This is a genomic window from Lederbergia graminis, from assembly GCF_042655485.1.
Taxonomy (GTDB): domain Bacteria; phylum Bacillota; class Bacilli; order Bacillales; family Bacillaceae_C; genus Lederbergia; species Lederbergia graminis.
In genome coordinates this window covers 32,573-58,468 of sequence record NZ_JBHSMC010000029.1, presented here as the reverse complement: position 1 = coordinate 58,468, position 25,896 = coordinate 32,573, and the positions used below count along the sequence as shown (strand labels likewise).

At 35.3% G+C, this 25,896-nt stretch carries 27 protein-coding genes; 23 read left to right on the top strand and 4 right to left on the bottom strand.

Annotation, left to right across the window (positions count from 1 at the left end):
* Window positions 1–5: 5 nt before the first annotated feature.
* Entirely contained in the window at window positions 6–155 is a 150-nt protein-coding gene (locus tag ACFPM4_RS18335; RefSeq protein WP_144920355.1) for a sporulation histidine kinase inhibitor Sda, read from the bottom strand.
* A gap of 332 nt (window positions 156–487) precedes the next feature.
* Between ACFPM4_RS18335 and ACFPM4_RS18330 the strand changes: the two genes are divergently transcribed.
* Genes ACFPM4_RS18330 through ACFPM4_RS18295 form a run of 8 tightly spaced genes read left to right on the top strand, consistent with a single transcriptional unit; the run spans window position 488 to window position 5,533 of the window.
* The gene (locus tag ACFPM4_RS18330; protein WP_144920357.1) at window positions 488–1,006 is read left to right on the top strand and encodes a YqeG family HAD IIIA-type phosphatase; all 519 of its coding nucleotides are present in this window, start codon (window positions 488–490) and stop codon (window positions 1,004–1,006) included.
* Window positions 1,003–2,106, top strand: coding sequence for a ribosome biogenesis GTPase YqeH (yqeH, locus tag ACFPM4_RS18325; RefSeq protein WP_382355006.1), 1,104 nt, complete (start codon window positions 1,003–1,005; stop codon window positions 2,104–2,106). The genes ACFPM4_RS18330 and yqeH overlap by 4 nt, the downstream gene beginning before the upstream one ends.
* Window positions 2,107–2,142: 36 nt before the next feature.
* On the top strand, window positions 2,143–2,982 hold the full coding sequence (gene aroE, locus ACFPM4_RS18320; RefSeq protein WP_382355003.1) for a shikimate dehydrogenase: 840 nt from the start codon (window positions 2,143–2,145) through the stop codon (window positions 2,980–2,982).
* Window positions 2,982–3,272 (top strand): ribosome assembly RNA-binding protein YhbY, encoded by a 291-nt coding sequence (gene yhbY, locus ACFPM4_RS18315; protein WP_144920363.1) that lies wholly within the window; start codon window positions 2,982–2,984, stop codon window positions 3,270–3,272. Before aroE ends, yhbY begins: the two co-directional genes overlap by 1 nt.
* Window positions 3,273–3,287: 15 nt before the next feature.
* On the top strand, window positions 3,288–3,860 hold the full coding sequence (locus ACFPM4_RS18310; RefSeq protein ID WP_144920365.1) for a nicotinate-nucleotide adenylyltransferase: 573 nt from the start codon (window positions 3,288–3,290) through the stop codon (window positions 3,858–3,860).
* A complete protein-coding gene (gene yqeK / locus ACFPM4_RS18305; protein WP_382354998.1) occupies window positions 3,850–4,401 on the top strand; it encodes a bis(5'-nucleosyl)-tetraphosphatase (symmetrical) YqeK in 552 nt (183 codons plus the stop codon). Before ACFPM4_RS18310 ends, yqeK begins: the two co-directional genes overlap by 11 nt.
* Window positions 4,402–4,430: 29 nt before the next feature.
* On the top strand, window positions 4,431–4,790 hold the full coding sequence (rsfS, locus tag ACFPM4_RS18300) for a ribosome silencing factor (protein WP_382354995.1): 360 nt from the start codon (window positions 4,431–4,433) through the stop codon (window positions 4,788–4,790).
* Window positions 4,787–5,533 carry a class I SAM-dependent DNA methyltransferase gene (locus ACFPM4_RS18295; RefSeq protein ID WP_382354992.1) on the top strand — a complete coding sequence of 249 codons (747 nt, stop codon included), beginning with the start codon at window positions 4,787–4,789 and terminating at the stop codon, window positions 5,531–5,533. The genes rsfS and ACFPM4_RS18295 overlap by 4 nt, the downstream gene beginning before the upstream one ends.
* Before the next feature lie 194 nt (window positions 5,534–5,727).
* On the opposite strand, the gene comER is transcribed toward ACFPM4_RS18295, so the two are convergent.
* On the bottom strand, window positions 5,728–6,549 hold the full coding sequence (comER, locus tag ACFPM4_RS18290; protein ID WP_382354989.1) for a late competence protein ComER: 822 nt from the start codon (window positions 6,547–6,549) through the stop codon (window positions 5,728–5,730).
* A gap of 84 nt (window positions 6,550–6,633) precedes the next feature.
* Between comER and ACFPM4_RS18285 the strand changes: the two genes are divergently transcribed.
* The 3 genes from ACFPM4_RS18285 (at window position 6,634) to ACFPM4_RS18275 (ending at window position 10,118) form a co-directional block, all read left to right on the top strand.
* Window positions 6,634–7,245, top strand: coding sequence for a helix-hairpin-helix domain-containing protein (locus ACFPM4_RS18285; protein ID WP_382354986.1), 612 nt, complete (start codon window positions 6,634–6,636; stop codon window positions 7,243–7,245).
* A gap of 63 nt (window positions 7,246–7,308) precedes the next feature.
* Complete coding sequence (locus ACFPM4_RS18280; protein WP_382354983.1) at window positions 7,309–7,770, top strand: ComE operon protein 2; 462 nt, start codon at window positions 7,309–7,311, stop codon at window positions 7,768–7,770.
* 50 nt (window positions 7,771–7,820) lie between these two features.
* On the top strand, window positions 7,821–10,118 hold the full coding sequence (locus ACFPM4_RS18275; RefSeq protein ID WP_382354980.1) for a DNA internalization-related competence protein ComEC/Rec2: 2,298 nt from the start codon (window positions 7,821–7,823) through the stop codon (window positions 10,116–10,118).
* Window positions 10,119–10,167: 49 nt separating this feature from the next.
* Here the strand turns inward: ACFPM4_RS18275 and ACFPM4_RS18270 are convergent, their stop codons facing one another.
* Entirely contained in the window at window positions 10,168–10,302 is a 135-nt protein-coding gene (locus tag ACFPM4_RS18270; RefSeq protein WP_144920382.1) for a YqzM family protein, read from the bottom strand.
* Window positions 10,303–10,597: 295 nt separating this feature from the next.
* On the opposite strand from ACFPM4_RS18270, the gene holA reads away from it, so the two are divergent.
* On the top strand, window positions 10,598–11,620 hold the full coding sequence (gene holA, locus ACFPM4_RS18265) for a DNA polymerase III subunit delta (RefSeq protein WP_382354975.1): 1,023 nt from the start codon (window positions 10,598–10,600) through the stop codon (window positions 11,618–11,620).
* Window positions 11,621–11,655: 35 nt separating this feature from the next.
* On the opposite strand, the gene rpsT is transcribed toward holA, so the two are convergent.
* Complete coding sequence (rpsT, locus tag ACFPM4_RS18260) at window positions 11,656–11,907, bottom strand: 30S ribosomal protein S20 (protein WP_144920386.1); 252 nt, start codon at window positions 11,905–11,907, stop codon at window positions 11,656–11,658.
* A gap of 192 nt (window positions 11,908–12,099) precedes the next feature.
* Between rpsT and gpr the strand changes: the two genes are divergently transcribed.
* The 11 genes from gpr to mtaB all read left to right on the top strand — a co-directional run bounded on the left by gpr (window position 12,100) and on the right by mtaB (window position 25,850).
* Window positions 12,100–13,227 (top strand): GPR endopeptidase, encoded by a 1,128-nt coding sequence (gene gpr / locus ACFPM4_RS18255; protein WP_144920388.1) that lies wholly within the window; start codon window positions 12,100–12,102, stop codon window positions 13,225–13,227.
* A 55-nt stretch (window positions 13,228–13,282) separates the two neighbouring features.
* Window positions 13,283–13,618, top strand: coding sequence for a DUF3679 domain-containing protein (locus ACFPM4_RS18250; protein WP_382354970.1), 336 nt, complete (start codon window positions 13,283–13,285; stop codon window positions 13,616–13,618).
* A gap of 1,081 nt (window positions 13,619–14,699) precedes the next feature.
* Complete coding sequence (gene lepA, locus ACFPM4_RS18245; protein WP_144920392.1) at window positions 14,700–16,535, top strand: translation elongation factor 4; 1,836 nt, start codon at window positions 14,700–14,702, stop codon at window positions 16,533–16,535.
* A 90-nt stretch (window positions 16,536–16,625) separates the two neighbouring features.
* A complete protein-coding gene (gene hemW / locus ACFPM4_RS18240) occupies window positions 16,626–17,756 on the top strand; it encodes a radical SAM family heme chaperone HemW (protein WP_144920394.1) in 1,131 nt (376 codons plus the stop codon).
* 111 nt (window positions 17,757–17,867) lie between these two features.
* The gene (gene hrcA, locus ACFPM4_RS18235) at window positions 17,868–18,896 is read left to right on the top strand and encodes a heat-inducible transcriptional repressor HrcA (RefSeq protein ID WP_382354965.1); all 1,029 of its coding nucleotides are present in this window, start codon (window positions 17,868–17,870) and stop codon (window positions 18,894–18,896) included.
* A 157-nt stretch (window positions 18,897–19,053) separates the two neighbouring features.
* Complete coding sequence (gene grpE / locus ACFPM4_RS18230) at window positions 19,054–19,629, top strand: nucleotide exchange factor GrpE (protein ID WP_382354962.1); 576 nt, start codon at window positions 19,054–19,056, stop codon at window positions 19,627–19,629.
* Window positions 19,630–19,669: 40 nt separating this feature from the next.
* Complete coding sequence (dnaK, locus tag ACFPM4_RS18225; protein WP_382354959.1) at window positions 19,670–21,505, top strand: molecular chaperone DnaK; 1,836 nt, start codon at window positions 19,670–19,672, stop codon at window positions 21,503–21,505.
* Between the two features lie 127 nt (window positions 21,506–21,632).
* Window positions 21,633–22,760 (top strand): molecular chaperone DnaJ, encoded by a 1,128-nt coding sequence (gene dnaJ, locus ACFPM4_RS18220; protein ID WP_144920402.1) that lies wholly within the window; start codon window positions 21,633–21,635, stop codon window positions 22,758–22,760.
* Between the two features lie 25 nt (window positions 22,761–22,785).
* The gene (gene prmA / locus ACFPM4_RS18215) at window positions 22,786–23,724 is read left to right on the top strand and encodes a 50S ribosomal protein L11 methyltransferase (protein ID WP_144920404.1); all 939 of its coding nucleotides are present in this window, start codon (window positions 22,786–22,788) and stop codon (window positions 23,722–23,724) included.
* Window positions 23,725–23,736: 12 nt separating this feature from the next.
* Window positions 23,737–24,489 (top strand): 16S rRNA (uracil(1498)-N(3))-methyltransferase, encoded by a 753-nt coding sequence (locus tag ACFPM4_RS18210; RefSeq protein ID WP_144920406.1) that lies wholly within the window; start codon window positions 23,737–23,739, stop codon window positions 24,487–24,489.
* 5 nt (window positions 24,490–24,494) lie between these two features.
* Window positions 24,495–25,850 carry a tRNA (N(6)-L-threonylcarbamoyladenosine(37)-C(2))-methylthiotransferase MtaB gene (gene mtaB / locus ACFPM4_RS18205; RefSeq protein WP_382354955.1) on the top strand — a complete coding sequence of 452 codons (1,356 nt, stop codon included), beginning with the start codon at window positions 24,495–24,497 and terminating at the stop codon, window positions 25,848–25,850.
* Window positions 25,851–25,896 lie beyond the last annotated feature (46 nt).

Sequence of the window (25,896 nt, the reverse complement as noted above, 5' to 3'; positions counted from 1 at the left end):
GCTTATTATCCATTTACTAACGATTGATTCATATATTTTTCTAATGATCGCCGGTGGAGCTCGTTTTCAATTAGCTGAATAAAGTCAGAACTCAATTTTAACTTTTTAGCCTTATAGTAAGATTCTATTAATAGTTCGTCTGATAGTTTTTTCATCAGCTTCACCTCCAGCAATAAATTGTTCTATTTCATATTTTCGTTCATATACTTAAAGGTTAACCTTGGATGTTATGTTTACTTTAACAAAATATAGGAAATGGAACAAGCGTTCCGATATCCACAGGAGTCGGTGGATAACTTGTGGGTAACATGTAGATTGTTGTGGGAATATAAGGGGGAGTAAGGTGGATAATGTGTATAAAGTTATCCACAATTTAAAAATGATGATTCTTGTCGAAAAGTTTTTGCGTTTTAAAGAAAAAGATGCAGAAATTCCCAAATTTCGATAATATAAATTTTATATAAAAGTGATGAGGTGTCATTAATTGTTGAAAAAGTTCTTGCCAAGTGAATATGTAAAAAGCATATACCATATAAACATTAACGAATTAAAAGCAAAAGGTATTAAAGGAGTCATCACCGATTTAGATAATACGTTGGTGGAATGGGATAGACCGAATGCTACTCCTGATTTAATAAAATGGTTTGAAAATCTAAAGAAGAATGACATTAAAGTTATGATTGTATCAAATAATAATGAAAATCGTGTAAGGCTGTTTGCTGAACCATTAGGAATTCCTTTTATACATAAAGCTAGAAAACCATTAGTGAAAGCTTTTAAAAAAGCGCAAGTGGAGATGGGTACAGCTAATAATGAAACGGTCATAATAGGTGATCAATTATTAACAGATGTTCTTGGTGGAAATAAAGCGGGAATCTATACGATATTGGTTATCCCGGTTGCAAGCTCTGATGGTTTTTTCACTAAATTTAATCGAGCAATTGAAAGGCGTATTATGGCAAACTTTAAAAGAAATGGTTTAATCGAATGGGAGGATGAAAAGTGAAACACGATATTAGTTGCATCGGGTGTGGAGTTCAGATTCAAACAGAAAATAAAGAAAAACTAGGCTATGCTCCCTCATCTGCCTTGAACAAGGAAGAAATTATTTGTCAACGATGTTTCAGATTAAAACATTATAATGAAGTCCAAGATGTTTCATTAACTGACCAAGACTTTTTAAATATCTTGAACAAGCTTGGAGAAACAGACAGCTTAATCGTTAAGGTAATAGATATATTTGATTTTAATGGTAGTTGGTTACCTGGTCTTCATCGATTTGTAGGTCATAACCCAATATTATTAATTGGAAATAAAGTAGATTTATTACCGAAATCTGTTAATAAAAACAAATTAATTAACTGGATGAAAAGTCAAGCAAAGGAATTAGGATTACGACCAATTGACGTCTTATTAGTTAGTTCGACTAAAGGAATACAAATACAGGATGCTCTATCTCAAATTGATCAATATCGAGAGGGTAGAGATGTTTATGTAGTGGGTTGTACAAATGTTGGAAAATCAACTTTTATCAATCGTGTTATCAAGGAAGTTGCAGGTGGACAAGATGTCATTACGACATCGCATTTTCCTGGTACAACATTAGATATGATTGAAATTCCGCTAGACGACGGTAAAGCTTTAATCGACACACCTGGAATTATTAATCATCATCAAATGGCTCACTTTGTAGATAAACAAGACTTAAAGGTAATAACTCCAAAGAAAGAAATAAAACCGAAAGTATTTCAATTAAATGAAGAGCAAACACTATTTTTTGGTGGATTAGCTCGATTCGATTACATAAAAGGTGGTCGGAGATCTATTACTTGCTATCTTTCAAATGAAATATCGATTCATCGCACTAAACTTGAGAATGCAGATGCCTTATATAAAAACCACGTAGGGGAAATGTTGCAACCTCCAAGGGCTAATGACGTGAATGAATTCCCAGAATTGGTTCGTCATGAATTTATGATAAAAGAAGCAAAAACAGATATTGTCATATCCGGTCTGGGGTGGATAACGGTAAATGATGCTGGTGCAAAGGTTGCAGCATATGCACCAAAAGGTGTTGGTGTGATGTTAAGAAAGTCATTAATATAGTATATAGGGAGATGGAGATGTTTAGGAGGGGTTGGCTTGCAAAAATTATATGGAGTAATTGGTGATCCAATAGGTCATTCTATGTCACCAATTATGCATAATAATGAATTTAAACAATTAAACATAAATGCTCATTATCATCCTTTCCATATAGTAGAACAAAATTTAGAGATTGCAATTGCTGGAATGAAAGCGATTGGTGTTGAGGGTTTTAATGTGACCATTCCACACAAAACAACAATCATTCCTTATTTGGATTATATAGATCCACTTGCGAAGGCAATTGGTGCAGTAAATACAGTGGTACGTGTGGATGGGGAGTACCACGGCTATAACACCGATGGCGAAGGGTATATGAAAGCATTACAAGCTGAATGGAAAGATAATCTAGAGAATGAAAAAGTTTTAATATTAGGAGCGGGGGGAGCGGCTAAGGCTATTTACTTTACTCTTCTAGCAAAAGGTGTATTGAATGTAGATATTGCCAACCGTTCTATTGATAAGGCAGAGAACTTAATTAAGCATTGTCCATACGTAATTGAAAATTCCAAAGCATTAACACTTTCTGATGCAGAACAGAATTTACAGGAATATAGCCTTATTATTCAAACCACTTCCATTGGTATGTACCCTAATATTAATGATTGTATTATTTCATTAGAAAAACTTAATAAAAATGCGATGGTATCAGATATTGTTTATAATCCTTTTGAAACACTATTATTAAAAACAGCAAAACAAAAAGGGTGTAACATTCAAAATGGTATTGGGATGTTCGTATATCAAGGTGCACTAGCATTTGAAATGTGGACAAATAAATTTCCTGATATTAATCGTATGACGGATATCGTTATCCGTCAGTTAGGAGGAAAATAATGTTAACAGGAAAGCAAAAAAGGTTTTTAAGATCACAAGCACATCATCTTAATCCAATTTTTCAAGTTGGTAAAGGTGGAGTAAATGAAAATATGATAAAACAAATCTCGGAAGCACTTGAGGTAAGAGAGTTAATTAAGGTTAGTATTTTGCAAAATTGTGAAGAAGATAAGGATACTGTTGCAAATGCTCTAGTAGAAGGAACAGATGCAGAATTAGTACAAGTTATTGGAAATACTATTGTACTTTACAAAGAATCTAGTGAACATAAAGAAATTATCTTACCATAATAAGGAATGTATTAAATGACTAAAAGAGTTGGAATTCTAGGTGGAACATTTGATCCACCACATTTCGGCCATTTAATAATTGCGAATGAAGTACTTCAACAGTTAAACCTTGATGAAATTCAGTTTTTGCCGAATTATAAACCACCCCATAAGTTAAAAGCAAGCTCAACAACGGCTGAACAGCGTGTAGAGATGTTGAAAATAGCAATAAAAAATAACCAATCCTTTTCTATCGAAACAATAGAAATCGAAAGGAAAGGTACATCTTACACATTTGATACCATGAGTGAATTAAAAAGGAGAAATCCAGAAGTAGATTATTACTTTATCATTGGCGCTGATATGGTTGAATCATTATCAAAATGGTATAAAATTGATGATTTATCCCAAATGGTCCAGTTTGTTGGAGTAAGTAGACCGGGTTATTTACTAAAAAGTGAATACCCGATTATTACGATAGAAGTCCCGTTGATTGAGATTTCTTCATCATCGATTAGAAATAAATGTGAAGATGGTAAATCAGTCCAATATTTTTTGCCAGATAAGGTAATAAGATATATGAAGGAGAATCATTTGTATGGATTATGAACAAGCAGTACAAATAGTTCGCCAAAAATTAAAAGGTCCCCGTTTAGAGCATACTTTTGGTGTGGTGGATGCTGCGATAGAACTTGCTGAGAGATATGGAGTTAACAAAGATCAAGCAAAGTTAGCAGCCATTTTCCATGATTACGCAAAGCTAATGCCAATTAATGAATTACGTGAGGTCCTATTAGAGTCCAATGAAGATGAACGACTATTATCGTATCATCCTGAACTATGGCATGGACCTGCCGCAGCCTATTTACTTTCAAAAGACTATCATATTAGTGATGTGGATGTACTTAATTCCATCCGTTTTCACACAACTGGTAGATCCAATATGACATTGCTTGAAAAGGTTGTTTTTTTAGCTGATTATATTGAACCGGGTAGAAATTTTCCTGGTGTTGATGAAACGAGAAATTTAGCAAATACGGATCTTAATGCAGCCGTATTACAAGCTTTAAGTAATACGATAGCATTTCTCGCTCAAAAAAAACGTGCTATCTTTCCAGATACAGTGGAGGCATATAATAGTCTAGTATAAATTTCAATTTCAAAAGGAGGAACAATTGTTTGAATAAAACAAGAGATATCTTAAAACAAGTTGTAAAAGCAGCTGATGATAAAAGAGCAGAGGATATTATGGTATTAAACATGCAAGGAATTTCCCTAGTTGCTGATTATTTTTTAATATGCCATGGAAATTCAGAAAAACAAGTGCAGGCGATTGCGAGAGAATTGAAGGATACCGCTGATAAAGCTAATATAGAAGTGAAGAAATTAGAAGGCTTTGATGAAGCGAAATGGATTCTTGTTGATATGGGAGATATCATTGCTCATGTTTTCCATCGTGATGAACGTAGTTATTATAATTTAGAAAGATTATGGGGAGATGCTCCGACCGAAGATATTTTAGGAGAAATATTACAGTGACGTACGAACGACTTGCGTATGTTTATGATTATTTGATGAATGATGTGCCTTACTCCAAGTGGCTAGAATTTCTTAAAGTGCAGAGCGATGAGTTTAGTAGTTCTAAAAGTTTAAATGTGCTTGATCTAGCTTGTGGTACTGGAGAATTAACTGTTTTATTAGCAGAAAATGGTTTTCGTGTAACAGGCGTTGATTTATCTGAAGATATGTTAATGGTCGCTAGTGAGAAAGCCGCTTCAGCAGGTGTAAATATATCGCTCTTTCATCAAGATATGTCTACATTAGAAGACCTGGGTTTATTTGATATCGTCACTATTTTTTGTGATTCACTTAACTACTTATCAAGTCCTGAAGAGGTTCAAGCAACGTTTCGAAGTGTTTATGATCATATGGAACCAAATGGGTTGTTTTTATTTGATGTTCATTCACCTTATAAAATGAATGAATTGTTTAAAAACAAGACGTTTGCTTTTGCTGACGAAGAAGTATCTTATATATGGGACTGTTTTCCAGGGGATTTTCCCCATTCTGTCGAACATGAATTGAGTATTTTTGTGTTGGATGAAGAAGGGAAATATGAGAGATTTAACGAATTACATAAACAACGGACATACGATGTAGAGGAGTATAAAAGTTGGCTTAACGAGGCTGGATTTTCTATACAAGCAATTACAGCTGATTTTTCAAACTCAGCCCCAAACGATAAGTCGGAACGTATATTCTTTACATGCAGTAAAATCTAATTAATAGGTAAAATCGAATAAAGTTAACGTAAAAGAGTAAAACACTTGGTGCATTTTGTACTATCATATCTATATATTAAAGCCGAACTATCTTGAAAAGCACAAGATATAGTTCGGCTTAATTTTTATTCCAACCTATAAAAAAATATCTATATGATAGCAGGATTTTCCTTTACTTAAGCAGAATAGTATTGTTAAGAATTGAAATCTCTTTCTAGCTTGGATTTTTCATCATTAAATTTTGCATGTGTAGCTTGGAATAATTTCTCAAACATATCACCTACTTCATTTTCAAGTACATTGATTCCTTCTCCAGTTATACCACCTTTCACACACACTTTTTCTTCTAATGTAGGTAAGGAATAATATCCTTTTTTTAATAATTCTCCCAGTCCAATTAACATTTGTTCAGATAGTATAGTTGCAGTTTCTTCATCTATTGCAGTTTCAGAAACAGCGGCTTCGATAAATCTCCTTGTTAAATAACTAAAAAAAGCAGGTCCACAACTAACTATATCAGATGAAACCCTTGTAATTTCCTCGTTAATCTCTAAAGGTAAAGATACTGCACTAAATAATGTATTTAACTTATTCTTCCATAATTCAGAACACCTATTTCCAAAAGTAAATAAAGTTACTCCTGAATGTGCTCTATTTGTGATACTTGGAATAATACGCGCACATGAACAGTTTACAAGGCTTTCGAGCCAATCTGGTTGAATAGGACTAGTAATGGAAACAATACATTTTTCCTCGTTAAAGAAGTCTTTGTTTTCAAGTAAAAGTGAGTAAAAGTCAGCTGGTTTAATACAAAGAAAGATGAGATCAGATCTAACAATTAACTCTTCAATATTATTTGCAATTACGATGTCCTTGTATCTATCTTTAAGCCTCTCAGCTTTTGCCTTAGTACGGTTTATTACAATTAAGTCTGAAGGAGATACTGATTTTGCATCGAGCAATGCTTCAGAAAGAATTGTACCCATATTACCGGTCCCTATAATCCCGATCTTCATACTGCTCCCTCCTTCGCCTCTGTCTCCTAACAAATGTATGCAGTAATAGTTAAAATATTCATTTCAACTCGAGGTGATTTGAAAATGATGACTTGGATTGAAAAATATAAAACCATCATAATTGGAGTGCTTATCATCATCGTAATTACTTTTATATATATTACTCAAAGGAAAGAAAGTGACATGACAAGTAATACTGACTTTTCTATCGTAGAAAAGAAAATGAACATGCCTCAAGAGGAACAAATAAATAGTCCACCAGTAAAGAAGGAAATTTTTGTAGATATAAAGGGGGCAGTGCAACATCCTGGCCTGTATGAGGCAGAAGAGGGGGAGCGTGTAGCTGATTTAATCAATAAAGCAGGTGGTTTATTAAAAGAAGCTGATGAAAATCTTATAAACTTTGCTTTGAAAGTGGAAGATGAGATGGTGATATACATACCGATTCAAGGAGAAGATATTGAAATCCCATTAGATAATCCATCATCGCAAAATAGTGAAATCAAAATAAATATTAATAAAGCAAATAATGCTGAGTTGGAAACATTGCCAGGAATCGGTCCGTCTAAAGCAGAAACTATCATAAAGTATCGCGAACAACATGGACCATTTGAACAAATCGAGGATATTCAAAATATATCTGGAATTGGTGAAAAAACATTTGAAAAGCTAAAGGATAATATAACGATAAAATAATGGATGATTGACTTCAATGAGTAATTGTCGATAAACTGAAGAAAAAGAAAAGGTGAGGGGAATATGGAACGAATTTCATGGGATCAATATTTTATGGCACAAAGCCATTTACTATCATATCGAAGTACGTGTACGAGACTAACGGTTGGTGCAACAATTGTTCGAGATAAACGTATTATTGCTGGTGGCTATAATGGCTCGATAGCTGGAGGAGTTCATTGCATTGATGAAGGCTGCTACGTCATAGATAATCATTGTGTGCGTACAATCCACGCAGAAATGAATGCTATACTACAATGTGCAAAATTTGGGGTGCCGACGGAAAATGCGGAGATATATGTCACACATTTCCCATGTCTGCAATGTTGTAAAGCAATTATCCAGGCTGGAATTAAAGTCGTTTTTTATGCAGAGGATTACAAAAATCATCCTCACGCAGAGGAATTGTTTGAACAAGCTGGTGTGCGAGTTGTACAAGTTCCATTCAATAACGAGATTTTTGCTGCTTATTCAGAGAGCAATTAAGTATATAAGAGGCAGGGAACTGCCTCTTACGTTATGGAAGGAGTAAGAAATTGAATAGTGGAAAATGGTATATTCTTGCGCTTGGACTTCTAGCTAGTATTTTATGTGTAAAAGAGTACCATGGATTATCAATACTGTTTTTATTATGTACATTTTTTCGTGTACTTTATGAAAAAGATACCATATTATCATTTTTATATTGTGCAGTAATGTTAATTGGTTTGAGTAGTATCTTCTTAACAGAACAAAGAAACACAACTAATTATCATGCTGGTCAAGTCGAAGCAATATTTACCTATACGGAAGTTCCAACCTTTGATGGAAATCGAATGCGTGCTATCGTTAAATCAAAAGACGAAAAATTTTTACTGAGTTATACAATGAATTCAGAAATGGAAAAGCAAGTTCTTGAAAGGTTTTTACGTGCTGGAACAATTTGCACCATTACTGGCGAACTTAATAAACCTGACAGAAATCGAAATGAGAATGGCTTTAACTACTCCAAATACTTATACTACAATAACATTCATTGGATACTCCAACCTTCTGAACTTGCAATTTCTTCGTGTAATAATCTCCAAAAATCTCCAATCCATCATTTACGAAACATGAGAGCGAAAGCAATAAATTTTATAAAACAACAATTCCCTGATCCATTACAACCATATGCAATTGCGCTATTATTGGGTGATAAATCATTACTATCTGAAGATACGTATCGGTATTATCAGAAAATAGGAGTTGTTCATTTACTTGCAATCTCTGGTTTACATATAGGACTAATTGTGGGCTTACTGTATTATGTTTTTCTTCTAATTGGGATTACGAAGGAAAAAATATTTTGGTTTCTAGTTGTACTTTTACCTATATATGCAATATTGTGCGGTGCTAATCCACCAGTTTCGAGAGCGGTATTAATGACATTATTTATTCTTTCTGCGAAAAAGTGGAGGATACCGATTACTACTATTGATGCACTTTCGATTAGCTTTATAGTATTTTTAATATGGAATCCATATTTAATTAATAATATTGGTTTTCAGCTTTCATATTCTGTAAGTTATTCACTAATTATTTCATCACAACGAATTTTAGCAGGATTATCTTATTTAAGACTTCTTTTTAATGTTTCCGTTATTTCCATGCTTGCATCTTTGCCAATCCTTATTTACCACTTTTATGAATTTTCACTTGTAAGTATCTTTACAAACATTTTATATGTACCTTTTTATACAACAATTGTTTTACCTTCGATAATAATCCTTTTCTTCCTTTCGATTTTTAGTATTGACCTTTTTCTTTTTAGTGCAAATGTTATTTCTGACTTATTAATGTTAAGCGAGAAGTTAGCAAAAATAATAAGTTCTTTTCCTTTTAGTTCGATCGTAACAGGTAAACCTAGCACAATGAGTATGCTTTTATTTATCATCGCAGTAATATTGTTTTTTGTCATTTGGGAAAATAGAGAGTCAATCATTATTGCGTTATTACCAATTACATTATTATTAATAATGCATATCATCATCGTTCAGTTTTCACCAAATGGTGAAATTGTGTTTATTGATGTGGGACAAGGAGATAGTATTCTTATAAAACTTCCATATAACCGAGGAACATACTTAATTGATACAGGTGGTGAATTGCGATTTGAAGAAGAGCAATGGCAACAAAGAAAGAATCCATTTAACGTTGGAAAAAATATTTTAATTCCCTTGCTTAAAAGTAAAGGTATAACAAAGATTGACAAATTAATCTTGACTCATAGTGACGTGGATCATATGGGTGCTGCAACAGAGTTAATGACAGAACTGAATGTTTCGGAAATTTTAATTTCCCCAAATTCTTGGAAAGAATCGACGATGGCAGAATTATTGACCATTATAAGTGAACAAGAAACACCACTATTAGAGGTTACGGATGGATATAGTTGGAACAATAAATCAGGAGAATTTCAAGTATTGTATCCTTTAGATAGGACCTATGAAGGGAATAATGATTCTATCGTAATATATGGAAAAATCGGTGGTTTAAATTGGTTGTTTATGGGGGATTTAGAAAAGGAAGGTGAAGCAGAAATCATTCGGGAATATAAAAAAATGGATGTGAATGTATTAAAAGTTGGTCATCATGGTAGCAAAACCTCGACAACTGCTGAGTTTATAGAATGGCTACAACCTGATATTGCTATAATTTCAGTTGGAAGTAATAATCGATATGGTCACCCTCATGCTGATGTGATTCAGTTACTGCAACAAAACAACATCAAGCTTTTTCGTACGGATAAAAATGGAGGAGTGCATTATAAGTTTAAAAATAATAATGGAACCTTTCAGAGTATTTTGCAATAAAATAAAACATAGAAAAAAGAAGCTTGTAAAAACAAACTTCTTTCCGGAATTACTTACCGAGTAGTTGGATAACCGTTCCAATCACAAAAATTGCTGAAAAGAATACAAATGATACTACGAATCCTATTCCAGAATCAATCGCATCATTCCGTTTTGACTGGACATTTTGTTCAAATTCGTTCACGAAATACCCCTCCTAATCCACTTTAGTATAGACGAAAGTAATAAAAAAATCCACTTTTCCTTTACCACAGTTGACAAGACTTAACACCCATACTTTTTATATAGCTGGCTAAACTAAGTGTACAGTAAAGTTAAATAGAAAACCCGCTTCTGTGAAAGTATCCTAGGCCTTTTTCAGGAGCGTTTAATATAGATTAAGGGGGCATTTCACAATGTGAAAATGAGCCCCTTTCTACTTGTCAAATAAGCCTACCTTTCATAACATATAAATAAGACAATTTGAAAGTAGGGTAAATATGAAAGTATGGGAAAAAATAGAGGAAAAACAATTTTCTTCTTTGTATTTATTATATGGAACAGAAGACTTTATAATCAACGAGACAAAACAGAAATTAGTGACAAATGTGTTAACGGTAGAAGAAATGGATTTTAATTTTTCCGTTTATGACTTAGAGGAAACCCCGATTGAAGAAGCGATTGAAGATGCTGAAACATTCCCTTTTATGGGAGATAATAAATTACTGTTTTTACATAAGCCGGTCTTTTTAACAGCAGATAAATCAAAGGGTAAGGTAGAACATGATATAAAAAGGCTAGAAACTTATCTACAATCCCCAGCGCCATATTCAATTTTAGTTTTTATCGCTTCTTATGAGAAGCTAGATGAACGTAAAAAAATCACAAAATTACTAAAGAAAAATGCAGAAGTATTGGAAGCAAAATCGTTAAATGAGCGCGATCTAAAAGTATGGGTTCGTACACAAGCTAATGCCAATAAAGTTGACATGGATGAGGATGCCATCGAATTATTTGTAACGCTTGTAGGTACAGATTTAATGAATTTACATTCTGAATTAACAAAATTAACATTATATGTTAGTGATACTAAAAAAATAGATGTGTCCACCGTGGAAAAGTTAACATCCCGATCGATGGAGCAAAATATTTTTGATCTAGTCGATAAAGTCGTAAATAGAAAAATGGAAGAGGCTTTTAGAATTTATTATGACCTTAGGAAACAAAATGAAGAACCTATAAAGATTTTGGCTCTAATTGCTAGCCAGTTTAGGTTAATATACCAAGTGAAGGAAATGACAAGAAGAGGGTATGGGCAACAGCAAATTGCTGGTACGATAAAAACTCACCCTTATCGTGTTAAGTTAGCTTCTGGACAAGCAAATTCCTTTTCAGAAGCAGAATTAGGAGAAATTATGCAATTACTAGCAAAAACGGATGAGCAATTGAAAACAAGTCAATTTGGAAAAGAAGTCGCACTTGAATTATTTTTACTTAAACTTGGAAATATGAAGGGGAAATAAAAAAACGTCCTAGTAGGACGTTTTTTTTATTGGTATTAACCTAATTTTTTTGCAAGACGTGCTTTTTGACGATTTGCTGTGTTTTTATGAATTAAGCCTTTATTAGCAGCTTTGTCTAATTGTTTAACCGCACTTTTAAATAGATCTTTTGCGTTATCTTCGTTTAGTTCAACAGCAGCTTCGAATTTCTTAACAGCTGTACGCATTGCAGACTTAGTAGCAGCGTTTTGCTCGTTTTTCTTTTCGTTAATAGTTACACGTTTAATAGCAGATTTAATGTTTGGCATTACCTTCACCTCCTGACAAGTATCGAGGTTCTATCTCACTCGAGTATCACCACATATAAACAGTTAGAACAAGAGATATTTTATCAAACGCTAGATTGGAATGCAATACTTCTGAATTAAAAATGCTAGAAAAGGAAATGCTTGTGCTAGACATGTAATTTTGAAATTTCATATTCAGGAGGGGTTAGATTTATGGATAAGAAAGATCTAGATTTAAGTAAATATTCAATCCGAACCGATCTTGCCGAAGAGGCTTTTGAAATGGCTCTTGAACAAATGGTGGGAAAAAAGAAGGAAAAAGTAGAGAAGAAAGAGATTGAAGGAGTAGTTATAAAGGAGAAGATGGTAGAGGATATTAAAGTATCTCTCGCCACGATTACTCCCGAAGGTGAAAGAAAACTTGGAAAAAAACAAGGAAACTATTTAACAATTGAAGTCCAAGGGATTCGCAATCAAGATACTGTATTACAACAAAAAGTACAGGAAGTATTTGCGAGTGAATTTAGTGGGTTTATGGAAATGATTAATATTCCTAAAAATGCAAGCTGTTTAATAGTTGGTTTGGGCAACTGGAATGTCACTCCAGATTCATTAGGACCATTAGTATGTGAAAATTTAATAATAACCAGACATCTATTTCAATTAGAACCGGAGTATGTAGAAGATGGTTATCGTGCTGTCAGCTCACTCACTCCTGGTGTAATGGGGCTAACAGGAATTGAAACGAGCGACATCATTTTTGGTGTATCAGAAAAGTCAAAGCCTGATTTTATAATTGCCATTGATGCTTTAGCATCACGTTCTATTGAAAGGGTGAACGCCACAATACAGATTTCGGATACAGGAATACACCCGGGTTCAGGTGTAGGAAATAAAAGGAAGGAAATTAGTAAAGATACACTCGGAGTTCCCGTAATTTCTATAGGTGTGCCAACCGTTGTTGATGCTGTAACGATTACTAGTGACACAATCGATTTTCTTCTAAAGCATTTTGGGAGGGAATTGCAAGATTCCGGAAATCCTTCAAAATCCCTTATACCAGCAGGAATGACATTTGGTGAAAGAAAAAAATTAACAGATGAGGATTTACCAGAGGAACAACATCGTAAAACTTTCTTAGGAATGATAGGAACCTTGGAAGATATGGAGAAGAGAAAACTAATTCACGAAGTACTCGCTCCACTCGGCCATAATTTAATGGTAACCCCAAAAGAAGTCGATGTATTTATTGAGGATATGGCTAATTTAATCGCTTCTGGATTAAATGCAGCCTTACATTCAGCTGTCGATCAATCTGACACAGGATTTAAGACAAGGTAGTGAGTTATATCAATTGAGTATGTTGCATAGCTATTTTAAAGAGAGGTGAAGTAGGATGAATTCATTTATATGGAGGCTTTTAACTCTTGTTTGCGTTCTGTTCGTTGGCGTTCTCATAGGTATGAATAAGGCAAATGAAGGAATGCTTGAGATGAAAGGATATAATGATCAATCATTCCAAACACCTGTCGAAGTGAATAAAACGGATAACGGAGAAGTAGAAACTTCGTTAATGGGAAATGAGTTAGGAACTTTTAATATAGACGAGAAAAAGGAAAAACTACAAGAAGTAAAGGCTTTTAACTTCTTTTCAGAAATAGGGAAACTATTAGCAGATACCGTCTCTACCATAACAAATGGTATTGTTGAATTCGTAAGTAGTTTATTTTAAAAAGAGAAGTTGAGGTCGAGACAAAACGATTTGACCTGGATGTAGGAGGATGTAAATCATGAACAATATACCGCTTCGGAAATACACTTCGCTTTCCGCGGGCTTCGAAAAGCGGAAGGCGCTTGCTTATCGGCGACAAGCAAATGTTCCTACCCGAAGAAAGGTGTTCTTTACCTTTCATCGGGTAGGGTTATTTGACCTCGAGCCGATGGCGCCTGCAGCTAGACAAGGCTAATGAGCCTCCTCGGCGCTAAACGCCTGTCTAGCTTAGGCTCCTAGCGGCTGGCGAACGAGACATTCCTTCCCCTACGATAAGTCAACATCGGCAAGAGGAACGTCGACTAAAAGCGGCACGTCCTGTGCCAACGTCGACGTGACCCACATCCTGTGGGCCCTCGCCGTGTTTCCTTTATCTCAGTACAGGATTGTCTCCCGTTCGTACGCCGCTAAACAGTCGCCTTCGCTTTTCTTTCTGCGGGGTCTCATCGAGGCCTTTGCTCCCGTAGGAGTCTTCGTGCATTTCCTCCGCTGGTAATTATAAAAATTTTATAATTGACAAAGTGACCGAGCTATCTTGTTTTGAAATCAAGTTATAGTTCGGTTTTTATTTGTAACCATATTCCTTTTCTCGCAGCCTCTTTTTGTTTTTTTGAGGTCTATATCTTTCATAATAATAGCTTTCGTTGCCCCAGAACATTTGCTTGTCTCCGATAATCGAGCGCCTTTCGCATTTCTTTGTCTAGCTCAAGTGCCTATCGACTAGCAGATTTCCAGAACCTTCCTACGATAAGTCAACATCGACTCGTTCCTCGTCGTGTTTCCTTTATCTCGTCAGGTTCTTAATAAATCTGTACGTCGATAAACAGGCACTTTCGCATTTCTTATTGTCTAGCTCAAGGCGCTATCGGCTCGAGGTCAAATAACCTGAGGCAATGAAAGGCAAAGAGCGCCTTTCGTTGCCTCAGAACATTTGCTTGTCGCCGATAATCGAGCGCCTTTCGCATTTCTTATTTGCTGATTGTTTGTTGTGCTGATATAATTTACCCTAGCATACATGCGCCGATTAACAGGAGTGAAAAGAATGAATCATGAAGACAGATTAAAAAGGCAAGAGAAAATTCGTAATTTCTCTATCATTGCTCATATTGACCATGGTAAATCAACATTAGCAGATCGTATACTTGAGAAAACAAAAGCACTTACTGCTAGAGAAATGAAAGAGCAGTTACTAGATTCTATGGATTTAGAACGTGAGCGAGGTATTACGATTAAGTTAAATGCAGTACAACTTAAATACAAAGCGAAAAATGGTGAAGACTATATTTTTCACTTAATTGACACACCAGGACACGTAGATTTCACTTATGAGGTCTCAAGAAGTCTTGCTGCTTGTGAAGGAGCAGTATTGGTTGTAGATGCTGCTCAAGGTATTGAAGCACAAACATTAGCCAATGTGTATTTAGCTCTTGATAACGAATTGGAAATCTTACCAGTAATTAACAAAATTGATCTACCTGCTGCAGATCCAGAGCGTGTGAAACAGGAAATAGAAGATGTGATCGGATTAGATGCATCAGATGCAGTGTTAGCCTCTGCAAAAGCAGGGATTGGTATAGAAGAAATTTTAGAACAAGTAGTAGAAAAAGTGCCGGCACCTACTGGTGATCCAGAAGCTCCATTAAAAGCACTTATTTTCGACTCGTTATATGATGCTTACCGTGGAGTTATTGCTTATATCCGAGTTGTTGAGGGTACTGTCAAAGCTGGAGATAAAATAAAAATGATGGCAACAGGTAAAGTGTTCGAAGTATCGGAAGTAGGTGTACATGCACCGAAACCAATGCTTGTCGATGAATTAACTGTTGGAGATGTTGGTTTTCTAACAGCTTCTATTAAAAATGTTGGAGATACACGGGTAGGGGATACAATTACTAGTGTGGCCAACCCTGCTGATACTCCACTTCCAGGTTACAGGAAGTTGAACCCGATGGTATATTGTGGTCTTTATCCTATCGATTCTGCTAAATTTAATGACTTGCGTGAGGCATTAGAAAAACTAGAATTAAATGATTCAGCACTACAATATGAACCTGAGACATCACAAGCACTTGGATTTGGTTTCCGTTGTGGATTTTTAGGTTTACTTCATATGGAGATTATTCAAGAACGTATTGAACGTGAATTTAATATCGAGTTAATCACTACTGCACCAAGTGTTATATATAAGGTACATATGACGAATGGAAATTCAGTAGATGTCGATAATCCTGCAAATATGCCAGACCAACAAAAGATAGACCACGTCGAAGAACCATATGTAAGAGCATCGATGATGGTACCTAACGATTACGTTGGAGCTGTTATGGAACTTGCACAAGAAAAAAGAGGCAATTTCATTGACATGCAATATCTAGATGATATTCGAGTAAATGTCATTTATGAAATACCATTAGCTGAAATAGTATATGATTTCTTTGATCAATTAAAATCAAATACTAAAGGCTATGCATCATTTGATTATGAGATGATTGGATATAAACCTTCCAAATTAGTGAAGATGGATATTTTATTAAATGGTGAAACTGTTGATGCACTTAGCTTCATTGTTCATCGTGATTTCGCCTATGAACGTGGTAAGACGATTGTAGAAAAACTAAAAGAACTTATACCAAGACAACAATTTGAAGTCCCTGTTCAAGCTGCAGTTGGGCAAAAAATTGTCGCAAGGTCTACAATTAAATCAATGGGGAAAAACGTATTAGCTAAATGTTATGGCGGAGATATATCTCGAAAACGTAAACTACTGGAAAAACAAAAAGAAGGTAAGAAACGTATGAAACAAGTTGGATCTGTTGAAGTCCCTCAGGAAGCATTTATGGCTGTCTTGAAGCGGGATGAAGGCGGAAAGTCAAAATAGGAAGTTACATGCAGGGAGGTAAAGCTTGATTGAATTTATCATGCTGCACTTCCCTTTTTCCTATTATATTAATAAAGGTTGTGTAAAACGATGAAAGCAGCATATATCCATATTCCCTTTTGTGAACATATTTGCCACTACTGTGACTTCAATAAAGTATTCTTACATGGTCAACCTGTAGATGAATATGTGGATTTACTTATGAAGGAAATAGAAATTACTATTACAGAAACACCTGTAAAACAATTGAAAACAATTTTTGTTGGAGGTGGGACTCCTACAGCCTTAAATGAGAAACAATTGGAAAGACTGTGTAAAGGGATTAGAGAAAACTTACCATTTGAAGATGGGGAGTTCACATTTGAAGCAAATCCAGGAGATCTTTCGATAGAAAAACTACAAATTCTTAAAGAGTATGGAGTAAATAGACTCAGCTTTGGTGTACAATCTTTCAATAATGAATTATTGGAAAGAATTGGCCGCTCTCATCGTGTGAAAGATGTTTATCGTTCTTTAGATAATGCGAAAAAAGTTGGTTTTGATAATATTAGTATTGATCTCATTTATGCATTACCTGGACAAACAATTAATGACTTCCGTGAAACGTTAAGAGAGGCATTGTCACTGCAATTACCACATTACTCAAGCTACTCATTAATTGTTGAACCTAAAACTGTTTTTTATAATTTAATGAGAAAAGGTAAATTAGTATTACCTAGTGTGGAAGCAGAAACTAAAATGTATGAAACATTAATAGAAGAGATGGAAAGTTATGGGTTGTCACAATATGAAATTAGTAATTTTTCAAAACCGGGATATGAAAGTAAGCATAATCTAGTTTATTGGGATAATGAGGAATACTTTGGTTTTGGTGCAGGGGCTCATGGCTATATAAATGGTGTTAGATATTCGAATGCAGGTCCATTAAAGAAATATATGACACCATTAGTTGACCATAAACGACCTATTTTTAATGAAACAATCTTATCTATTCAAGAGAAAATGGAAGAAGAAATGTTTTTAGGTTTACGGAAAGTAGAAGGTGTAAGTTTAAGTCGTTTCAAACAACGTTTTGATAAAGATTTAGAACAAGTTTTCCAAGAGGCAGTTACGACAATGCGAAACCGTGGTTTATTAGTTGTGGAGAATGGTTATATTCGTCTGACTACGGAAGGGCGTTTTCTAGGGAATGAGGTTTTTCAATCATTTCTAATTTCATAAATATATCTCTCTGTGCTGTATGTAAAATGATTGACATCATTCCTGCATTTTGATAATTTTATATTAGAATTAGCACTCAAGATTAACGAGTGCTAACAGAGGTGATAAAACGTGTTAACAGATCGTCAGCTTCTAATTTTACAAGCCATTATTGATGATTTTATTCGGTCTGCACAACCTATCGGCTCGCGAAGTCTCTCAAAAAAAATAGAAGTTCCAATCAGTTCTGCAACTATCAGAAATGAAATGGCCGATCTGGAAGAATGGGGTTATATTGAAAAGACGCATTCGTCCTCTGGAAGAATACCGTCTGAAAAAGGATATCGTTATTATGTGGATCATCTATTAGCTCCAGAAGCTTTAAATTCTTATGAAACACAGATGATACGCTCCATTTTTGCAGAACGAATATACGAGATGGAGATAATAGCTCAAAAAGCAGCAAAAGTTTTGTCGGATTTAACTAATTACACAGCAATTTTCCTTGGTTCTGAAGTAAAGGATCATAAATTAAAGAAATTACAAATTGTTCCTTTAAATAGTGAAGCAGCAGTTGCTATTATTATTACGGATACGGGACATGTTGAAAACAGAACCTTCTCTTTACCGCAACATATCGCACCAGGGGAAATTGAAAAGCTTGTTAATATTTTAAATGACAAACTAGCTGGTATCGCTATTACAGACTTGAGAGAAACTATATTAAAAGAGGTTTCAGTAATTCTGAAAGAAAATATTCAGCAATATGACTATTTCCTACAAACGATTTTGCAAACCTTTGAAACTTCCGGTAATGAAAAATTGTTCTTTGGCGGAAAGATGAATATGTTAAATCAACCAGAATTCCATAATATCCATAAGGTTAGAACTTTATTGGATTTAATTGAGCAAGAAAAAGGAATCTACGAGTTGTTTAAACATACACCAAAAGGAATAAATGTTAAAATTGGTAGGGAAAATCAAAATGTCATGATGGAAGATTGTAGTGTAATTACTGCGACTTATTCAATTGAAGATGAAAATGTCGGCACAATAGCTATTTTAGGGCCAACTCGAATGGAATATTCTCGAGTAATTAGCTTATTAGACTTTTTCAGTAAAGATATGACTGCTGTGTTATCAAAATTATATTCAAAGTAGATATAAGGCATGATGGAGGAAATCAGCAAGCTTTCCTGCTGATTTCTATTTGTGCCTGCATCTCATTTTACATTTTTTTATAATGATGTTAGGTTTTGGCACAGTTAACAATTATTATATGTTATACTGTAAACTTTCAAGGAGGTGAAGTAGTAAAATGAACGAAGAATCAAAAGTAACAGCTGAAAATGAAGAAATAAAAGATGAAAATACGGAAGAAATGAACGAAACAGTAAATGAAGAAGCTTCAGAGGATGTACAAGTAGAAGATAATAATGATATCGCAAAGAAAATCAGTGAATTAGAAGCGAAGGCAGAAGAAGCTGAAAATCGTTATTTACGTTTATATGCTGATTTTGAAAATTACAAGCGACGCGTTCAACTTGATAAAGAAGCTAGTCAAAAATATAGAGCTCAAGGTTTAATTTCCAATTTACTTCCAGCTATAGATAATTTCGAACGAGCAATGCAAATTGAACCTAATAATGAGCAAACGAAAGCACTACTTGAGGGAGTACAGATGGTATATCGTGCCATTATAGATGCTTTAAAACAAGAAGGTGCTGAGCAAATCGAAGCTGTAGGTAAGGAATTTGATCCACATTTACATCAAGCTGTGATGCAAGCAAATGATTCCGAATACGAAAGTAATATTGTGGTCGAAGAGTTTCAAAAAGGCTATATCTTAAAAGATCGTGTTATTCGACCGTCTATGGTGAAAGTGAACCAGTAAATAATCATTACTCTACATAATTATCAGGAGGAATTTCAATATGAGCAAAATTATCGGTATTGACTTAGGAACTACTAACTCATGTGTGGCCGTATTAGAAGGTGGCGAGCCAAAAGTAATTCCTAATCCAGAAGGAAACAGGACAACACCATCTGTAATTGCATTTAAGAATGGTGAGCGTCAAGTAGGAGAAGTTGCAAAACGTCAAGCAATTACAAACCCTAATACTGTTATGTCTATTAAGAGACATATGGGTACAGATTTTAAACAAGATATTGAAGGTAAAGAATATACTCCTCAAGAACTATCTGCTATTACTTTACAATATTTAAAATCTTATGCAGAAGAATACTTAGGTGAAAAAGTAGAAAAAGCTGTAATTACAGTTCCGGCTTATTTCAATGATGCTGAACGACAAGCAACACGTGATGCAGGTATTATTGCAGGACTTGAAGTAGAAAGAATTATTAACGAGCCAACAGCTGCTGCACTTGCTTATGGTCTTGATAAAGCTGATGAAGATCAAACAATTTTAGTATATGACCTTGGTGGAGGAACATTTGACGTTTCGATCATGGAGCTTGGGGACGGAGTGTTCGAAGTTCTAGCAACTGCTGGGGATAACCGACTTGGTGGGGATGATTTTGACCAAGTAATCATCGACTATCTAGTTGCAGAATTTAAGAAAGAAAATGGCATTGATTTATCAAAAGATAAAATGGCTTTACAACGTTTGAAAGATGCTGCTGAAAAAGCGAAGAAGGATCTTTCTGGTGTAACTTCAACACAAATTTCCTTGCCATTTATTACAGCGGGAGAAGCAGGTCCACTTCATTTAGAAGTTTCATTAACTCGTGCTAAATTTGATGAACTATCTGCTGATTTAGTAGAAAGAACGATGGGGCCAACTCGACAAGCATTGAAAGATGCAGGTAAGACTTCATCAGAGATTGATAAGGTAATTTTAGTAGGAGGTTCTACAAGAATCCCTGCAGTTCAGGAAGCTATTCGTAAAGAAACTGGAAAAGATCCTCACAAAGGAGTTAACCCAGATGAAGTAGTAGCGATGGGAGCTGCAATCCAAGGTGGAGTATTAACTGGAGACGTAAAAGATGTCGTACTTCTAGATGTTACTCCGTTATCTCTTGGAATCGAAACAATGGGTGGCGTATTTACGAAGTTAATCGATCGTAACACGACTATTCCTACATCTAAATCACAAGTATTCTCAACAGCTGCCGATAATCAAACTGCGGTTGATATCCATGTTCTTCAAGGGGAACGTCCGATGGCTGCTGACAATAAAACATTAGGTCGATTCCAATTATCTGATATTCCTCCAGCACCACGTGGAATTCCACAGATTGAAGTTAAATTCGATATTGATAAAAACGGTATTGTAAATGTAAGTGCGAAAGATCTTGGTACTGGTAAGGAACAAAATATTACGATTAAATCATCTTCTGGACTTTCTGAAGATGAAGTTGACCGTATGGTAAGAGAAGCAGAAGAAAATGCGGAAGCGGATAAAAAACGTAAGGAAGAAGTTGAACTGAGAAATGAAGCAGATCAATTAGTATTCCAAACAGAGAAAACGTTGAAGGATTTAGAAGGAAAAGTAGATGAAGCTGAAGTTAAATCTGCTGAAGAAGCGAAAGACGCATTAAAAGCAGCAATCGAGAAAAATGACTTAGATGAAATTAAAGCTAAAAAAGATGCTTTACAAGAGATTGTTCAAAATCTATCTATGAAACTGTATGAAGAAGCAGCTAAGCAAGCTGAAGCCGCACAAGGTGAAGAAGGAAAAGCTGATACAGATGATAATGTAGTAGATGCTGAATATGAAGAAGTAAAAGACGAAGAAGATAAGAAGTAATTTTTTCTGGTAAAAAGCCAAAGCCTAACCGAGAGACGGCTTTGGCTTTTTATGTGAACTACTTTCAAGTAAGCTATTAAATATGTTAGAATAAACGTTATGCGAAAAGACTCGGGAGCGTGTTTACATGAGTAAAAGGGATTATTATGAAGTACTAGGTGTTTCGAAAAGTGCTACTAAAGATGAAATAAAAAAGGCATATCGAAGATTATCAAAGCAATATCATCCAGATATTAATAAAGAACCTGGTTCGGACGAAAAATTTAAAGAAATAACAGAAGCATATGAAGTGTTAAGTGATGATCAAAAACGTTCGCAATATGATCAGTTTGGCCACGCTGGACCTCAAGGATTTGGAGGCGGTGGCGGATTCGGAGGAGCCGATTTCGGTGGTGGCTTTGGTGGATTCGAAGATATTTTCAATACCTTCTTTGGTGGAGGTGGCCGCAGGGATCCGAATGCTCCGAGACAAGGTGCTGATCTTCAATACACGATGCGTCTTGATTTTGAAGATGCTGTCTTTGGTAAAGAAACAATTATTGAAATACCTAAGGAAGAGACATGTGATACATGTAAGGGGTCAGGTGCGAAACCAGGAACTTCTCCTGAAACATGTTCACATTGTAGTGGTAGTGGTCAACTTAATGTGGAACAAAACACTCCATTCGGTAGAATTGTAAACCGCCGTGTTTGCCACCACTGTCACGGGACAGGGAATATTATTAAAGAAAAGTGTCGCACATGTTCTGGGGATGGCACAGTTAAGAAGAATAAGAAAATCAATATTAAGATTCCTAAAGGTATAGATGACGGTCAACAAATTCGTATTTCTGGTGAAGGTGAACCTGGTATTAACGGTGGTCCAGCAGGGGACTTATATGTAGTCTTCCATGTAAGAGAACATGAGTTTTTTGAACGTGATGGGGATGATATATATTGTGAAATGCCGATCACATTTGCACAAGCAGCGTTAGGTGATGAAATAGAAGTACCGACATTACATGGAAAAGTAAAATTGAAAATTCCAGCAGGTACACAGACTGGAACTCGCTTCCGTTTAAGAGGAAAAGGAGTTCATAATGTACGTGGTCTTGGTGTAGGGGATCAACATATTGTCGTAAAAATAATTACACCAACAAAATTAACGGAGCAACAAAAACAATTGTTACGTGAATTTGCTGATATAAGCGGAAGTGTCCCAGATGGCCATGAAGAGAGCTTTTTTGATAAAGTAAAACGTGCTTTTAAAAGTTGAATAAAGTGATTGGAGCGGTATGTAAATGAAGTGGTCAGAAATAAGTATTCATACGACAAATGAAGCAGTAGAGCCTATTTCCAATATATTACATGAAGCTGGAGCAAGTGGAGTAGTGATAGAAGATCCTAGAGAATTGACAAGAGAACGTGAGGACGTTTTCGGAGAAATATTCGAATTAGATCCGAATGACTACCCTGAGGAAGGGGTTATTATTAAAGCATATCTTCCTGTTACTAGCTTTATCGCAGAAACAATTGAGGCCATAAAACAAGAGATTTCTGATTTGGTAAATTTCAATATTGATATAGGAAATAATGAAGTTACTACAACAGAGGTAAAGGAAGAAGATTGGGCTACAGCATGGAAGAAATATTATCATCCTGTAAAAATATCGGAGACCTTTACAATTGTTCCAACTTGGGAAGACTATGAAAGAGTAAGTAGTGATGAACTGATTATTGAGTTAGACCCAGGAATGGCTTTTGGAACTGGCACACATCCGACGACAGTTATGTGTATACAAGCGTTAGAGAGAGTTGTCCAAAAAGGTGATGAAGTTATTGATGTTGGAACGGGATCTGGAGTATTAAGTATAGCAGCTGCTTTACTAGGGGCTAAACAGATTACTGCACTAGATCTAGATGAAGTTGCAGTAGTATCTGCAAAAGAAAATGTCTCCCTAAATAAAGTGTCAGATACAGTAACTGTAAAACAAGGAAATCTACTTTCCGGAATAGATGTTGAAGTAGACATTGTAGTTGCCAATATTTTAGCTGATGTTATATTGAGATTTACGGACGATGCGGCAAAAGTTGTTAAGAAGGGTGGATACTTTATTACTTCTGGCATTATTCAACAAAAGAAACAAGAAGTAAAGGATGCCTTAATCAATGCAGGATTTTCAATTGAAGAAACTCTCGTAATGGAAGATTGGGTAGCTTTTATTGCAAAGCGCTCCTAATGAGGTGAACAAATGCAACGTTATTTCCTAAATGAACATTATAAAGGACAAAATTTGGTGAGAATCACTGGTGAGGATGTTCATCACATTGGAAGAGTCATGCGTATGAAGATTGGTGATCACATTTGGGTTGTTTTCAATGAATCGAAAACGGCCTCTGCTGCTATTACAAACATAGAGGATACTTTTGTTGAAGTTGAAATTTTAGGATGGGAACCACAAAATAAAGAACTTCCTGTTCAAATCACAGTCGCGAGCGGACTGCCAAAAGGGGATAAACTAGAATGGATCATACAAAAAGGAACAGAATTAGGTGCATTTGAGTTTGTCCCTTTCATTGCTGATCGCTCCGTAGTAAAATGGGATAAGAAAAAAGAAGTAAAAAAAATAGAACGCTGGAATAAAATTGCGAAAGAAGCGGCTGAACAAGCTCATCGCCAAGTTTTACCTACTGTTCATCCTCCCTTTACGTTGACAGAGTTAATAGAATATAGTAACCAATTTACATGTAAACTGGTTGCATATGAAGAGGCTGCAAAAGAAGGGGAGACAAGTTCGTTTGCCAAAGCACTTCAATCAGCAAAAGCAGGAGATTCTTTTTTCATTGTGTACGGGCCTGAAGGTGGTTTATCAGAAAAAGAAAAAGATGTACTTATCAATAATAATTTCGTGATTTGTGGTCTCGGACCACGTATATTAAGAACAGAAACCGCACCTTTATATACGCTTGCGGCAATTTCTTATCATTTTGAATTAATGAGGTGAGTTTAATGTCACTAGTTGCATTTCATACTTTAGGTTGTAAAGTAAACCACTATGAAACTGAGGCAATTTGGCAATTATTTAAAAATAATAATTACGAGCGTGTTGATTTCGAAAGCACTGCTGACGTTTATGTTATTAATACATGTACTGTTACGAATACAGGGGATAAAAAAAGTAGACAAGTTATTCGTCGCGCAATTCGTCGAAATCCAGATGCAGTAATTTGTGTTACTGGGTGTTATGCTCAAACTTCTCCCGCAGAGATTATGGCTATTCCTGGTGTAGATATTGTCGTTGGTACTCAAGATCGCGTCAAAATGCTAGAGTACATTGAGCAATATAAAGAAGAACGTAAGCCGATTAATGCAGTTGGTAATATAATGAAGAACCGTGTTTATGAAGAGTTAGATGTTCCTGCATTTACAGATAGAACTCGTGCCTCTTTAAAAATTCAAGAAGGATGTAATAACTTCTGTACTTTCTGTATTATTCCATGGGCGCGTGGATTAATGCGTTCAAGAGATCCGAAGGAAGTAATACGCCAAGCTCAACAACTTGTAGATGCTGGTTATAAAGAAATTGTACTCACTGGCATTCATACTGGTGGGTACGGCGAAGACTTAAAGGATTATAATTTAGCTGCATTATTGCGTGACTTAGAGTCTCAAGTTCGTGGCTTGAAGAGAATTCGTATTTCTTCCATAGAGGCTAGTCAATTAACGGATGAAGTGATTGATGTTATTGATAAGTCGAAATTAGTTGTTCGCCATATGCATATCCCTATCCAATCTGGATCAAATACAGTATTAAAAAGAATGCGTAGAAAGTATACGATGGAGTTTTTTGCTGAACGTTTAGAAAAATTGAAAAAAGCTCTACCAGGCCTTGCTATAACTTCTGATGTAATCGTTGGATTTCCAGGTGAAACGGAAGAAGAGTTTATGGAAACATATAATTTTATAAAAGAACATAAGTTTTCAGAATTACATGTATTCCCATACTCAAAACGTACAGGAACACCAGCAGCGCGTATGACAGATCAAATTGATGAAGACATAAAAAATGATCGTGTTCATCGCTTAATTACATTGTCTGACCAATTGGCAAAAGAATATGCTGCTCAATTCGAAGATGAAGTATTAGAAGTTATTCCAGAAGAACTATATAAAGAAGATCCTGAAAGTGGATTATATGAAGGATATACAGATAATTATTTGAAAGTAGTATTTCCTGCTAACGAAGAAATGATTGGTAAAATAGTGAAAGTTAAAATTACGAAAGCCGGCTATCCATACAATGAGGGGCAATTTGTCCGTGTCATGGATGATACTAATGTAGTAGAAAAACCAGTAGCTATGTAATATAAGGAGGCTATCCAAAATCGGATCGCCTTCTTTCTTGTTTTTT